A 12,770-nucleotide genomic window follows, 5' to 3' on the forward strand; every position below is an offset into this window, starting at 1 on the left:
GCTACTTTTGGGACAAAAATGTTTTTACAATAGCAAATGAATGATCTAAAAATCGGCTTTGATGCCAAACGTTTGTTTCAGAATTATACGGGACTTGGTAATTATAGCAGAATGGTGGTTGGGGCTCTTCAGCAGTATTATCCTGATAACAAGTATCATTTATTTACTCCTAAGGTTATAAGCAATAATGAAACAGAAGCATTTTTAAAATGTAATAATAGTATCATTCATCAACCCGAAGGGATTTTTAAATCTTTAAAGTCAGTTTGGCGTACTTTTCAAATTCCTCAACTGGCTAATCGTGTGAATTTAGATATCTACCATGGGTTAAGTCACGAACTACCAATAGGGCTTTCTTCAAAAGTTAGATCGGTGGTAACTATTCATGATCTTATTTTTATGCGGTATCCTGAGTTGTTTAATCCTATTGACCGGGCTATTTATCTAAGAAAGTGGAAATATGCTTGTAAACACGCTGATCGCATAGTTGCCATTAGTAAACAGACCAAAAACGATCTTATAAATATGCTTGGAATTTCTGAAAATAAAATTGATGTTGTTTATCAAGGATGTGCTGAGCAATTTAAGATCAAAAGTACTAATGAGTATAAAACTGAAATTAAGTTAAAATATAAGCTTCCAGATAAGTATTTACTTTATGTAGGTACGATTGAAAAAAGGAAGAATTTGCTTGCCTTACTTAAGGCATTAACTTGTTTGCCCGAAGATATAATGCTGGTAGTTTTAGGTAAGCCGACTTCTTATTTTAGTGATGAGGTGAAGCCTTTTGTAGCAAAACATAAACTTGAAAATAGAATTGTGTTTATTCACAAGGCAAAATATGAAGAACTTCCTCCTTTATATCAACTGGCTACAGTTTTCTTATATCCTTCAGTTTTTGAAGGATTTGGAATCCCTATCCTTGAAGCCTTAAAGTCTGAGGTGCCGGTAATTACATCCTCAGGTTCATGTTTTTCAGAAGCAGGAGGCCCGGGTTCCATTTATATTCATCCTGAAGATTATGACGGACTGGCAGCGGCGATTAAAAAAGTTTGGAACGATAAAGCCATTCAATCTGAAATGATTGCCAAAGGATTGGAATATTCTTTAAAGTTTGACGATTCAAAAATTGCTCAAGATATGATGATGGTTTATCAGAATTTATTAAGCTAGTTTTATGAAGATAAATCATTTGTTTGATTCATTGCAAAAAGGTGATTTCAGGGCGCTATCCAGGGCTATTAGTTTGGTTGAGAATGAATCAGCCGGTTCGGAAGAGTTGTTGCACTTACTAGATTTTCATAAGAAAGTACCCGTTATTGGAGTAACGGGGCCTCCGGGAGCCGGTAAAAGTACATTGGTTAATGCCTTGATTAGGGAAATAACCCAAAAAGGATTTAGGATTGGAGTAGTCGCGATTGATCCTACTTCACCTTTTAACTATGGTTCGTTACTTGGTGACCGAATTAGAATGGCCGAACATTTTAATAATGAAAATGTGTTTATTCGCTCTTTGGCGACAAGGGGGTCATTAGGAGGGCTCTCAATAAAAACAATTGAAGTAATTGATGTAATGAAAGCGTTTGGTTTTGATTACATTATTATTGAAACTGTTGGTGTTGGTCAGTCAGAAGTGGAAATTGCAGGATTGGCGGATACCTCGATTGTTGTTTTAGTTCCCGAAGCGGGAGATGAGATTCAGGGAATTAAATCAGGATTAATGGAGATCGCAGATATTTTCGTTGTAAATAAGGCCGATAGAGATGGGGCAGATCAATTCGCAACAAACCTTAAAAAGTTATTGCATCAACGTCCTGCAAGTACATGGGAAATTCCGGTTTTGAAAACAGTAGCAGCTAAAAATGAAGGAATTGTGGAGCTGATTTCTCAAATTGAGAAACATTTTTCTGTAGCTCAAAATACAAAGAAACCTTTTCTAATGGCAGAGAAAGCTTATCGTCTTATTCAAAATAAACGGATGAAGGATGTAAGCAAAAACAAGTTACTTATTGACATGGCTCAACATATTAATGATCCTGCATTCAATTTATATAGATATCTTAAAACCCTATAATTTAAACCTGATGGTTTTAAATTAAATACATTCTTCCATTGCTCACATAAAAAAAGGTCCGTTTTTTGTCTTTGCTTTCACTGCATGGGAATTCGATCATTAGCATTAAAAAAAAGCCATAAAAGCCTTCTGAAGGCGGTTTTTAAATTTTTATTTTTTTTCTTAAAACAAATTCTCGTTGATAATTGTATACTCCATAGTTAATTTTTATAGATTCAGACTTTAACTGAAGGTTAAGGATAGAATGAATTTTGACAATCTTCCGTTATTGATAAAAAAAAATTATATTTGTACTACATTTGCAACATGCGAATTTAAATAAGAATTAAAATTAACTTGATCGACAATGAACAAATCTACTCTTAAAACTGTAGCGGCCTTGTCACTGGCAGCAGTGCTGGGCACGCTATCTGCATCTGCCCAGGATGGGTCGGTGTCTTCTGCCAAGGTATTTAGTGGCGCGAAACAATTTCGTACTTGGTCATTCGGTGTGAACGGTGGTGTGATGACGCCAGTTGTTTTCATTGGTGGAACAAACGATTTCAACACTTGGGATGGTAACTTCGGTTATGGAGCTTACCTCAAAAAACAAATTTCTCATGCTTTTGCCATTAAATTGGATTATACGGGCGGTAAAGTATCAGGGGGCTTTACTCCTGGAGATAATGGCTTGAGTGGTGGTGCGAATTTTGATACCAATATTGACTATGCTTTGGCTTTAAAAGGTGAGATTGACCTTACCAACCTTTTCATGAAAAAAGATCCTAAAGTAGCTCTTTTTGCTGATTTTGGATACGGTTTAACTGGTTACAAGCCAGATGCGAATAGCCGTACAGAGCAATTCATTCCAGTTGGCGGCGGTATTAAATTCAAACTAAGTCAAGGAACCAATTTAGAATTAGGTTATTCCATGAATTTCTTGGATGCTGATAACTTAGACGCTCGTTGGTTAAATGGAACCAGCAAAGATAAATGGTCATACGGATATGCTGGGTTGAGCTTTGCATTCGGTAAAGGTAAAGAGAATTTGGATTGGGTAAATCCTAATGCCTTGATGTACGATGAATTGAAAGATAACGAACTTCGTAATGAAGTTGCTGCTCTTAAATCACGTGTAGCTGCTACTGAAGGCGATGTTGCTAACTTGAAAAAAGATTCTGATGGTGATGGAGTATCTGATGTATTTGACAAAGAGCCTAATACTCCTGCTGGTAATGTAGTTGATGGCGCAGGTCGTACAATTGTATTCCCTAAAGAAACTGTTTCTGCAATGCCAGTTGACAAAAACACTATTCAGTTTGACTTTAACTCTGATGTTCTTCGTCCAGAGTCACAAGCTGCAATTGAGGCTTTAGCGGCTGATTTAAAAGCAAGTGGTGCTAAAGTTTCAATCGAAGGTCACGCTTCTGCTGAAGGAACTGAAGCTTACAACATGAATCTTTCAAAACGTCGTGCAAACAGCGCTAAGAAAGCTCTTATTAAAGCTGGTGTTAGCAAATCAAACCTTACAACTGTAGGTTACGGTGAATCTCGTCCGGTTGCTTCAAACGATACTGAAGAAGGTCGTCAGAAAAACCGTCGTGTTGAATTCAAAATGCAATAATTAGCATTAAAATAATTTTCATAAAAGGGAGTTCCGATAGCTATCGGAACTCCCTTTTTATTTATTTTTGTTTCATATAATAAGATGTTGTATTTCTTCAGAAAAAAAGATCCGAACCGTCCAACTAATTTTAATCTTAAAGTGATGCATTGGATTAATCGCATTGCTATCATTATGTTTTTGGTTGGAATTATCATTAAACTCATACTCGTTTACCTTAAAAAATAAGCATGAAAACTATTTTAAAAACAGACGAAGCCCCAGCTCCGATAGGGCCATACAATCAGGCTGTATGGGCTGGAAATCTATTGTTTGTATCAGGTCAGATCGCAATTGACCCTGCAAGTAATGAAGTTATAAAAGGAGATGTGGCAGATGAAGCAAAGCAAGTAATGAAAAATCTGGAAGCCCTATTGACAGAAGCAGGGTTAACTTTTAGTAATGTAGTGAAAACGACCATTTTCTTAAAAACGATGGATGACTTTGCAAAGGTTAATGAAGTTTACGGAGGCGCATTTACCGGGAATTATCCGGCGCGTGAAACTGTAGCCGTTGCTGGCTTGCCTAAAAACGTAAATGTTGAAATTTCAGTAGTTGCCGTAAAATTTTAAGTATTGACGAACAATAAAAAGTCATATAAATATTTGATTGCCGGTGCGGCGTCAGCAATAATTTGGGGGTTCTTTTCGATCCCCCTTCGTAATTTAAAGCAGCTCCAGTATAATGCTGAAGAGATATTAATTTATAGAGTCATAACCTCATTGCTTCTTATTTGGTTGGCTGCAGTTTTTTTTCGACGCGACAAAATAAGACAAGATGTTCAATACATAAAAGGGCTATCTACTCCCAAGCGACGACGAGTACTTTGGCTTAGTATATTGGCCTGCCTATTGGTAACCGCTAACTGGTTTTCTTTTATTTATGTAGTAAACAATGTTAGTTTGCGTGCAGGAGCATTTGCCTATATGGTTTGTCCTTTGCTTACCGCTCTTGGCGGATATTTCTTTCTGAAGGAACATTTAAATAAACTAAAATTCATATCGATAGGGCTAGCATTAGTTAGCATTTTCTTGTTGGCCATGGGATTTTATCAGGAAGTTGTATGGTCGGTGTTTGTGGCCGTTTTGTATGCAGGATATCTAATTATTCAACGTACCATTCAGAATATTGACAAGTTTAACTTTTTAGGTATTCAGCTGTTTTTTTCCAGCTTTTTCATTATCCCATTGGTAATAGCACATCCTCATGCATTCCCAATGCAAGTCGCATTTTGGATTAACATCCTAATCATCTCAATATTCTTTACCATTGTTCCATTATACCTGAGTTTATATGCTTTGATTGGTATTACTTCATCTACATTAGGAATTCTGATCTATATAAATCCAATTATTGCATTTGCTGTGGCATTCTTTTATTTTCACGAAACTGTTAACAGCATACAAATTCTGTCATACGGCTCTTTATTGCTTGCTGTTGTGGTGTTTAATTGGGAGTATATTAAAAAGTTGAAACCATCATCGGCAGTTATCGAATCTTAACTAATTATTGTTTTGGAAAGAATGAGTTTTTTTAGCACACCCATTGAGTTTTTGAAAGGAGTTGGTCCCTCAAAAGCTGACGTGCTAAAAAAGGAGCTTAAGATCTTTACCTACAATGATCTGCTGCGCCATTACCCTTTTCGATATATAGACAGAACTCGCTTTTATCTGATTTCAGAAATCACTCCCGATATGCCTTATATCCAAGTAAAGGGAGTGCTGATCTCAAAACAAGTTATTGGGGACGCTCGTAGAAAACGTCTTTCCGCAATTTTTCAGGATGAGCGGGGTGGAACTATTGAACTTGTTTGGTTCCAGGGAGTAAAATTTGTAGAGAAAACCATTGTTGTTGGTAAAGAGTACATTGTTTTTGGCAAGCCTAATTTTTTCAATAATAAACCTAGCTTACCTCATCCCGAGCTGGAGTTGGTTGCTGAAGCCAAGAAAGAATTTCAAACGGCGCTCCAGCCTGTTTACTCATCTACCGAAAAATTAAAGGCTTTTTTTCTGGACAGCAGAGGCATTATGCGTTTGCAGAACAATTTGCTGGAGCAGGCCTTGCCTCATATTACAGAGAATATGCCCTCAGCGGTAGTTGAACGTTATAAAATGCTGCCACGAGTTCACGCGTTGGCTCAAATACATTTTCCGACTAGTCCAAAGCTTTTACAACGCGCACAAGCAAGGTTAAAATTCGAAGAGTTCTTTTTTATTCAACTTCGCTTATTGTTTAATAAGAAAGTAAACAAACGGCTGCACAATGGAAATGTTTTTTCTACTGTGGGCAATCATTTCAACGGTTTCTATAAAGATCATTTACCCTTTGAACTCACCAATGCTCAAAAAAGGGTATTAAAAGAAATTCGTTTGGATACCATTTCGGGTATGCAGATGAATCGTTTGCTTCAGGGAGATGTAGGTAGCGGTAAAACGGTAGTAGCACTGATGTCGATGTTGCTGGCTATTGATAACGGTTTTCAAGCTTGTTTAATGGCGCCTACTGAGATTCTGGCTACTCAGCATTATAATTCTATTGCCCAGTTATTGCAGCATTTTGATCTTGAAGTTGGACTGCTTACCGGATCTACTAAAATTAAGCAGCGCCGGATTATACACGAAAAATTAGAAAACGGAGAGCTGAAAATACTGATTGGCACTCATGCCTTAATTGAAGACAAGGTAAAGTTCAATAATTTGGGTTTGGTAATTATTGACGAGCAGCATCGGTTCGGTGTTGAGCAACGTGCCAAACTTTGGAAAAAGAATGTGCGACCACCGCATGTGTTGGTTATGACGGCTACTCCCATTCCGCGAACCTTAGCCATGACTTTATATGGCGATTTGGATGTGTCGGTTATTGATGAGTTGCCGGCAGGTCGAAAACCGATTCAAACCATGCATAAGTTTGATAGTAGCCGTTTGCGGCTATTTGGCTTTTTAAAAGAAGAAATTGCAAAGGGCCGACAAGTATATATTGTGTATCCATTAATCGATGAGTCGGAGAAGATGGATTATAAAAATTTAATGGATGGATTTGAAAGTATTTCCAGAGCATTTCCACCTCCCGAATACCGATTAAGCATCGTGCATGGTAAAATGAAGCCCGCCGATAAGGATGCGGAGATGGAACGCTTTAAAAGAGGTGAAACTCAAATTATGGTGGCTACCACGGTGATTGAAGTAGGAGTGAATGTGCCAAACGCATCGGTAATGGTGATTGAGAATGCCGAGCGTTTCGGATTGGCGCAGCTGCATCAATTGCGTGGCCGGGTAGGTAGGGGAGCTGAGCAGTCTTATTGCATTTTAATGTCGGGCAATAAGCTTTCTTCAGATGGGAAGATCCGATTGGATGCCATGGTGCGCACCAACGACGGATTCGAAATTTCGGAAATGGATTTAAAACTCCGCGGTCCGGGTGATTTGGAAGGAACGCAGCAAAGTGGAGTGCTTGATTTGCACATTGCCGATCTAGCTAAGGATCAGGCTATACTTGCCGAAGCACGCGTTTGTGTAGAGGGTTTACTTGCCGACGATCCTGAATTAATGAAGCCGAGTAATCGTACCGTTCGCAATTATTTTGAACAGCGTGGCGTCAAAACGATAAGTTTGGAAAAGATATCCTAAAGAATAGTGCAATAGTTCGTGTTAACACAACCAAACTAAACCTGATTGCAGCGGAAAACCCACAGCGAAATAGGGAAATGTGTATTGGAGCGTGGATTTGTAGCGGAAAGCAGGACTGCCAGCGCAAAATAGCTAAGAATCACATTTACAATTAAATAGTAAAACCAAAACTATGAAGAAAATTTTAGTTCCTGCTCTCATCTTTACCTTTTTTACGGGTATTGTTCAGGCGCAAACCGATTCAGCGGTGGTGAAAAGCATCTTCACCAACATCCTCACTGAAGGCAAAGTGTATGACAACCTAACGTATTTATGTACCAAGATTGGCCCTAGGTTAAGTGGATCAGCAAATGCGCAGAAAGCCGTTGAGTGGACCAAAAAAGTTATGGAAGAACAGGGTTTCGACCGTGTTTTTTTACAAGAAGTAATGGTGCCTCATTGGTTGCGCGGAGCTAAAGAAACCGCTTGGTTTAATGCAGGCTCAGGAAAACAATCGGTTGTTATTGCTGCCTTAGGCGGTTCGATTGCTACTCCTAAAGACGGGGTCGAAGCGGAGGTAGTCGAGGTGAATTCTTACGATCAATTAAAGGTTTTAGGAGAGGCGCAGATTAAAGGGAAATTCGTATTCTTAAATCGCCCGATGAACCCTGCCAATGTGGATATTTCTGAATCGTACGGTGAAGTCGCTTCGATGCGTAATACAGGAGCAAGTGAAGCTGCGAAGTATGGAGCTGTAGGTGTTATATTTCGTTCAATCACAACGCTGATCAATGAATATCCGCATACAGGAGCTATGGGTTATACTTCTGAAAATAAAATCCCGGCTGCTGCTATATGTACCCGCGATGCTGAATTGTTGAGCAAGCAACTAAAAGCAAATCCTAAATTAAAATTCTACTATAAAATGAATTGCCAAACATTGCCTGATGTTCAATCATACAATGTAGTAGCTGAAATTAAAGGTTCTGAATTTCCTGATCAGTACATTGTAGTGGGCGGTCATCTTGATTCATGGGATCTTGCACAAGGCGCACAAGATGATGGCGCGGGTGTAATGCAATCGATCGAAGTATTGCGAACGATTAAAGCGTTGGGAATTAAACCTAAACACACCATCAGGGCCGTTTTGTTCATAAATGAAGAGAATGGTGCGCGTGGCGGACTAAAATATGCTGAATTAGCCAAGCAAAACAATGAACATCATCTGGTTGCAATTGAATCGGATGCCGGTGGGTTTACGCCTCGTGGTTTTGATATTGACGGGCCTTCAGCAGTTTTGACGAAAGTACTAAGCTGGAAAGCTTTATTGGATGCTTATGGGCTTAGTCAAATTAAGTTGAGCGGCCATGCCGGTACTGACATTGGTCCGTTAAAGCCAATGGCTACGGCCTTGATTGGTTTTAGACCCGACCCTCAGCGTTATTTCGATTTTCATCATGCTGCTAATGATGTAATTGGCAATGTGAACGAACGGGAGCTTAAATTGGGTGCTGCTTCTATGACCATGTTGGTTTACCTTATGGATAAATATGGCTTAAAAGAAGTTAGTCAATAGTCAAAGTCCATAGACTATAGTCGATTGTCCATGGACTATGGTCTATGGATATGATAAATATGAACCATTAACTAGTCCTCAGTAATTTATAATTTCTTAAAAAATAAACCGTGCCGTCCCAATCTTCAATTAACACCGATGCCTTTGCATCCTTACGTTATCCCGAATTCAGGTCTTATTTGAGTATGCGTTTTTTCCTCACGTTTGCCCTTCAAATGAAGGCCGTACTTGTGGGCTGGTTTATTTATAGTTTAACCAAAGATCCGCTTTCCTTAGGGATGATCGGATTGGCTGAGGCCATTCCTGCTATTTCGATCGCCATGTTTGGCGGTCACGTTGCCGATCGGTCGGATAAAAGGAAACTCCTTTTTGGAGTGATTTGCACCATTATTTTAGCAGCGACTTTGCTGTTTGTGGTTACGTTGCCATCTATGCAATCTCGGATTGATTCGCATAGGCTGGAACTGATTATCTATATAGTAGTGTTCATTGATGGCTTAGCCAGGGGCTTTTTTTCTCCCGCAGCATTTTCGCTCATGGCATTTATAGTACCCCGGGAGTTATATCCTAATTCAACATCGTGGAACAGTTCAAGCTGGCAGCTGGCCTCTGTGGTTGGTCCGGCAGTAGGCGGTTTAATTTATGGGTTCTTCGGCATCTCGGTAACCCTTGGAGTGGTTATTGGCTGTATGCTCATATCGCTTGTTAACGTTTTCATGTTAAAAAGCCGTCCTATTCCTCCTGCTGAAAAAGAAGAAAGCATTTGGAATAGCTTAGGCGAAGGAATTCATTTCGTGTTTGGAAATAAAATGATGCTGGGCGCCATGACCCTCGACTTGTTCTCTGTGTTTTTTGGAGGAGCGGTTGCCCTGTTGCCCATCTTTGCAAACGACATTTTAAAAGTAGGCGCCGAAGGTTTGGGTATTTTAAGAGCGGCTCCTTCAGTTGGGGCGGTGCTTACCATGTTGGCCATGACACGTTATAGTCCGGCTAACCAACCGTGGCGAAATTTAATTATTGCAGTTTCGGGCTTTGGAATCGCCACCATATTGTTTGGTTTGTCAACAAACCTCTACCTTTCTTTATTTTTTCTGTTCCTTACGGGAGCATTTGATAGTGTGAGTGTTATTGTTCGGTCAACCATTTTCCAGATGCTTACACCCGATCATATGCGCGGGCGCGTTTCGGCGGTAAACAGCATGTTTATTGGTTCATCCAATGAAATTGGCGCATTTGAATCAGGAGTAACAGCTAAACTCTTTGGTACTGCGCCGGCTGTAATTTTTGGTGGCTCGATGACCCTGTTAATTGTAGCCGGAACCTACCTGAAAACCAAAAGCCTGATGGGCGCCAGACTCATCGGTAAGGAAATCGTTGAATAGCTTTTTGATTGAATTGCATTGAATAATTTGACGATCCGGGTGTTCTGCCGCCCGGATTGTTTTTTAATACGACTTGAAAACCAAAAATCAGTGCTATCAATTCCTCGTCCTGCTTTCATTCCAAGTCCTCACCCCGCTGCTCCATGCAACGCTTCGTTCCGGGCTTTACATTCAATCAGGTTTAGGAGTACGGGTTCATCTTGGTTAAAGTTACTTAGGGTCTTTAAATGATTTTTTAATTCTTTGCGAAAATGTTATATTGATAATAGTTAATATATTTTATCTATACTAAAAACATTTTCTTATGCCATTAAACGATTTAATGAACCAGCATTTTACTGCTGTTGAAATGTCAGTCATCGATGGTGCGCTGAACACGATTCAAAACACATTACAGGCAAAATGCCGCAATTTGAGTCCTGAAGAACGCGTACAGCTGGGCAGTATTAATGAACAAAACAAGTTATTGGTAAACAAAGTGCGTGATTATAACATTGCGCAACCCGCCATGCGTAGCCCGGATGTAAATTGGGTGGAATTTGAAGCCGATTGGCAAGACCGAAGTTTTTTGGATACCCGTTTGGACCGCATTAACATGCTGGCTGAAATGATGATGGATACCAAAATACTACACGATTCCGACAACTATCAGCATGCATTACTGGATTACAAGTACACCAAGTACAAAGCCGATACGGATGCAGGTGGTTTTAAAACGAAGTGTGAAGATATTAAGCAACTGTTTCCGAATACCGGAACAACATTAAAGAAAGAGTCAACACAAGAGCGTGCTGTTTAAGTCGAACTCTTGTACCTAAAAAGGTGTTGGGATAATCAATCCCGGCACCTTTTTTTATTAACAGCCGATCCTCTAAATTTTTAGCTTTTCTATTCAATGTTTTAACAGCCTAACCTAAAAAGTTGATTGAACAGGCTAACCTTTTGCCAATTAGTCCCTACTATTTTAACTGTTTGACTTATCGATTTAGGTTGCCATCCTAAAATTTTAAGCGCCATCCTTAAAATTTTACCTTGTGAACCCTAAAATTTTAACTTGATTAGTTAAAATTTTAGCCCAGCTTGCCTAAAACGTTAGCCTGTCAACCTAAAATTTTACCTTGTGAACCCTAAAGTTTTAGCCTGGCAACTAAACTTTTATCCCTGTAAGCCTAAAACGGTGGCGCGGGAGCCTAATGCATTAGCGTGCTTGAACGCAAGTGCGGACGATTTGCAACTTGCAAATTCCAATACGTTAAATTACTTTCGACATGCTGGACAATTGAGCGGAGTCTTCTTCGCACCTGCGTCAAACGCAAACCGTTAGAAGCAATCCCATCTGTTTTAGTGAAACTGGCTCCTTCGGCTAACGCTATCGCTTCTTATGCCTCTTGAAGGCTAGTTTCTGGACCAAAAAAGAAAACTACGGATTCGAAAACAAATCGATAAATTCACAATTCCAATGAACAACAAGACCGTAATCTTAACCGGTTTTTCGACAGCAGGAAAATCACATTACTTAAGAGAAATCTGTAAAATCAATCTGTACCCCATTTACTTTCTGGACTCGGACAAATTCGTATCAAAAGAATTTGACGGACATATTTATAACATCTTCATGAAACTAGGACGCGAAGACGCTATCAGATACATCGAGACTAAAGAGCAAGAATTTATTCAACATCTTTCAGACATCAAAGTTCCGACATTAGTAGCAGCTGGACCTTTTTTATTAATTCGCGACGGTTGGGACAACTACGTTACCAACTTTCGACCACAAATTATTTATTTGAAAAAATCCTTAGAAAATATCCACAAAGATTTGTCCGCGCGAAAGGCAGATCAGAAAAACACACTTGATGTAAGAAATCCAAATTTTGGAAGCTGGGACTTAAGCGTAACGACCGAAATAAAAGACGGAACTTATCAAGACATTCCCGACTCCTCTGCTCTAGCCAATATTAAAGAACATCTTACTCGCATTGTACCAATTTATGAAAAGTTCGCTCAAGAAACTTATGACTCCGATCAATTAAGAAACAACGCAGACAAGAGTAACGCTTTAACATCGACAATTATTGAAAAACTTAGATAAACTGTGTGCGTCTAGCTGCATATAACAACGGTCTAGCGCCATTTTTTGCGCAGTTACGCTCAAATGCATAAATTGGATAAGCAAAAAACGGCACAAGGCCGCCAACCGTTAGTTGCAATCCCATCTGTTTTAGAGAAACTGGCTCCTTCGGCTAACGTTATCACTTCTTATGCCTCTCGAAGGCTACCTGTTTCTGGATCAAAAAAGAAAACTGGGCATGGTTAAACGGATTCGAAAACAAATCGATAAATTCGGCCTGACTAATTAAGATCTGGGCTTTGAGATCCTTTAATGGCATCTTTTTTAACGTTAGTCAGAATGTTAAACCGGACTATTTGCCTTTAAGATTATAAATGACCTTGAAAAGAAAAATTCTGCTGATACTCCTGTGGATGATCA

At 39.3% G+C, this 12,770-nt stretch carries 13 protein-coding genes; all 13 read left to right on the forward strand.

The window, feature by feature from the left end; translation table 11 throughout:
- Nucleotides 1-36 precede the first annotated feature (36 nt).
- The 13 genes from FN756_RS07560 (at nucleotide 37) to FN756_RS14460 (ending at nucleotide 12,596) form a co-directional block, all read left to right on the forward strand.
- Nucleotides 37-1,173 (forward strand): glycosyltransferase family 4 protein, encoded by a 1,137-nt coding sequence (locus tag FN756_RS07560; RefSeq protein ID WP_142602953.1) that lies wholly within the window; start codon nucleotides 37-39, stop codon nucleotides 1,171-1,173.
- 4 nt (nucleotides 1,174-1,177) lie between these two features.
- Complete coding sequence (gene meaB, locus FN756_RS07565; RefSeq protein ID WP_142602954.1) at nucleotides 1,178-2,074, forward strand: methylmalonyl Co-A mutase-associated GTPase MeaB; 897 nt, start codon at nucleotides 1,178-1,180, stop codon at nucleotides 2,072-2,074.
- Nucleotides 2,075-2,420: 346 nt separating this feature from the next.
- Entirely contained in the window at nucleotides 2,421-3,677 is a 1,257-nt protein-coding gene (locus FN756_RS07570; protein WP_142602956.1) for an OmpA family protein, read from the forward strand.
- Nucleotides 3,678-3,761: 84 nt separating this feature from the next.
- Nucleotides 3,762-3,905: a DUF6728 family protein gene (locus FN756_RS14715; RefSeq protein ID WP_317131197.1), complete on the forward strand. Its 144-nt coding sequence runs from the start codon at nucleotides 3,762-3,764 to the stop codon at nucleotides 3,903-3,905.
- Between the two features lie 2 nt (nucleotides 3,906-3,907).
- A complete protein-coding gene (locus FN756_RS07575; protein ID WP_142602958.1) occupies nucleotides 3,908-4,288 on the forward strand; it encodes a RidA family protein in 381 nt (126 codons plus the stop codon).
- Between the two features lie 3 nt (nucleotides 4,289-4,291).
- Complete coding sequence (locus FN756_RS07580) at nucleotides 4,292-5,218, forward strand: EamA family transporter (protein ID WP_142602959.1); 927 nt, start codon at nucleotides 4,292-4,294, stop codon at nucleotides 5,216-5,218.
- Nucleotides 5,219-5,239: 21 nt separating this feature from the next.
- Entirely contained in the window at nucleotides 5,240-7,342 is a 2,103-nt protein-coding gene (gene recG, locus FN756_RS07585; RefSeq protein ID WP_142602961.1) for an ATP-dependent DNA helicase RecG, read from the forward strand.
- Nucleotides 7,343-7,514: 172 nt separating this feature from the next.
- The gene (locus FN756_RS07590) at nucleotides 7,515-8,897 is read left to right on the forward strand and encodes a M20/M25/M40 family metallo-hydrolase (RefSeq protein WP_142602962.1); all 1,383 of its coding nucleotides are present in this window, start codon (nucleotides 7,515-7,517) and stop codon (nucleotides 8,895-8,897) included.
- 110 nt (nucleotides 8,898-9,007) lie between these two features.
- A complete protein-coding gene (locus tag FN756_RS07595) occupies nucleotides 9,008-10,279 on the forward strand; it encodes an MFS transporter (protein ID WP_142602964.1) in 1,272 nt (423 codons plus the stop codon).
- 304 nt (nucleotides 10,280-10,583) lie between these two features.
- Nucleotides 10,584-11,078, forward strand: a complete 495-nt coding sequence (locus tag FN756_RS07600; protein WP_142602966.1) for a hypothetical protein — start codon at nucleotides 10,584-10,586, stop codon at nucleotides 11,076-11,078.
- A gap of 321 nt (nucleotides 11,079-11,399) precedes the next feature.
- Nucleotides 11,400-11,603 carry a hypothetical protein gene (locus tag FN756_RS07605; protein ID WP_142602967.1) on the forward strand — a complete coding sequence of 68 codons (204 nt, stop codon included), beginning with the start codon at nucleotides 11,400-11,402 and terminating at the stop codon, nucleotides 11,601-11,603.
- Nucleotides 11,604-11,738: 135 nt separating this feature from the next.
- A complete protein-coding gene (locus tag FN756_RS07610) occupies nucleotides 11,739-12,371 on the forward strand; it encodes a shikimate kinase (RefSeq protein ID WP_142602969.1) in 633 nt (210 codons plus the stop codon).
- 63 nt (nucleotides 12,372-12,434) lie between these two features.
- The gene (locus tag FN756_RS14460) at nucleotides 12,435-12,596 is read left to right on the forward strand and encodes a hypothetical protein (RefSeq protein ID WP_185955223.1); all 162 of its coding nucleotides are present in this window, start codon (nucleotides 12,435-12,437) and stop codon (nucleotides 12,594-12,596) included.
- Nucleotides 12,597-12,770 lie beyond the last annotated feature (174 nt).

The organism is Solitalea koreensis (assembly GCF_900182575.1).
GTDB classification, from domain to species: Bacteria; Bacteroidota; Bacteroidia; order Sphingobacteriales; family Sphingobacteriaceae; genus Solitalea; species Solitalea koreensis.

Excerpts from the sequence above, each read along its gene's own strand:
- FN756_RS07575 (WP_142602958.1), top strand. The coding sequence starts at position 3,908 with ATGAAAACTATTTTAAAAACAGACGAAGCCCCAGCTCCGATAGGGCCA.
- FN756_RS07600 (WP_142602966.1), top strand. The coding sequence starts at position 10,584 with ATGCCATTAAACGATTTAATGAACCAGCATTTTACTGCTGTTGAAATG.
- FN756_RS14460 (WP_185955223.1), top strand. The coding sequence starts at position 12,435 with ATGCATAAATTGGATAAGCAAAAAACGGCACAAGGCCGCCAACCGTTA.
- meaB (WP_142602954.1), top strand. The coding sequence starts at position 1,178 with ATGAAGATAAATCATTTGTTTGATTCATTGCAAAAAGGTGATTTCAGG.
- FN756_RS07570 (WP_142602956.1), top strand. The coding sequence starts at position 2,421 with ATGAACAAATCTACTCTTAAAACTGTAGCGGCCTTGTCACTGGCAGCA.
- FN756_RS07610 (WP_142602969.1), top strand. The coding sequence starts at position 11,739 with ATGAACAACAAGACCGTAATCTTAACCGGTTTTTCGACAGCAGGAAAA.
- recG (WP_142602961.1), top strand. The coding sequence starts at position 5,240 with ATGAGTTTTTTTAGCACACCCATTGAGTTTTTGAAAGGAGTTGGTCCC.
- FN756_RS07560 (WP_142602953.1), top strand. The coding sequence starts at position 37 with ATGAATGATCTAAAAATCGGCTTTGATGCCAAACGTTTGTTTCAGAAT.
- FN756_RS14715 (WP_317131197.1), top strand. The coding sequence starts at position 3,762 with ATGTTGTATTTCTTCAGAAAAAAAGATCCGAACCGTCCAACTAATTTT.
- FN756_RS07590 (WP_142602962.1), top strand. The coding sequence starts at position 7,515 with ATGAAGAAAATTTTAGTTCCTGCTCTCATCTTTACCTTTTTTACGGGT.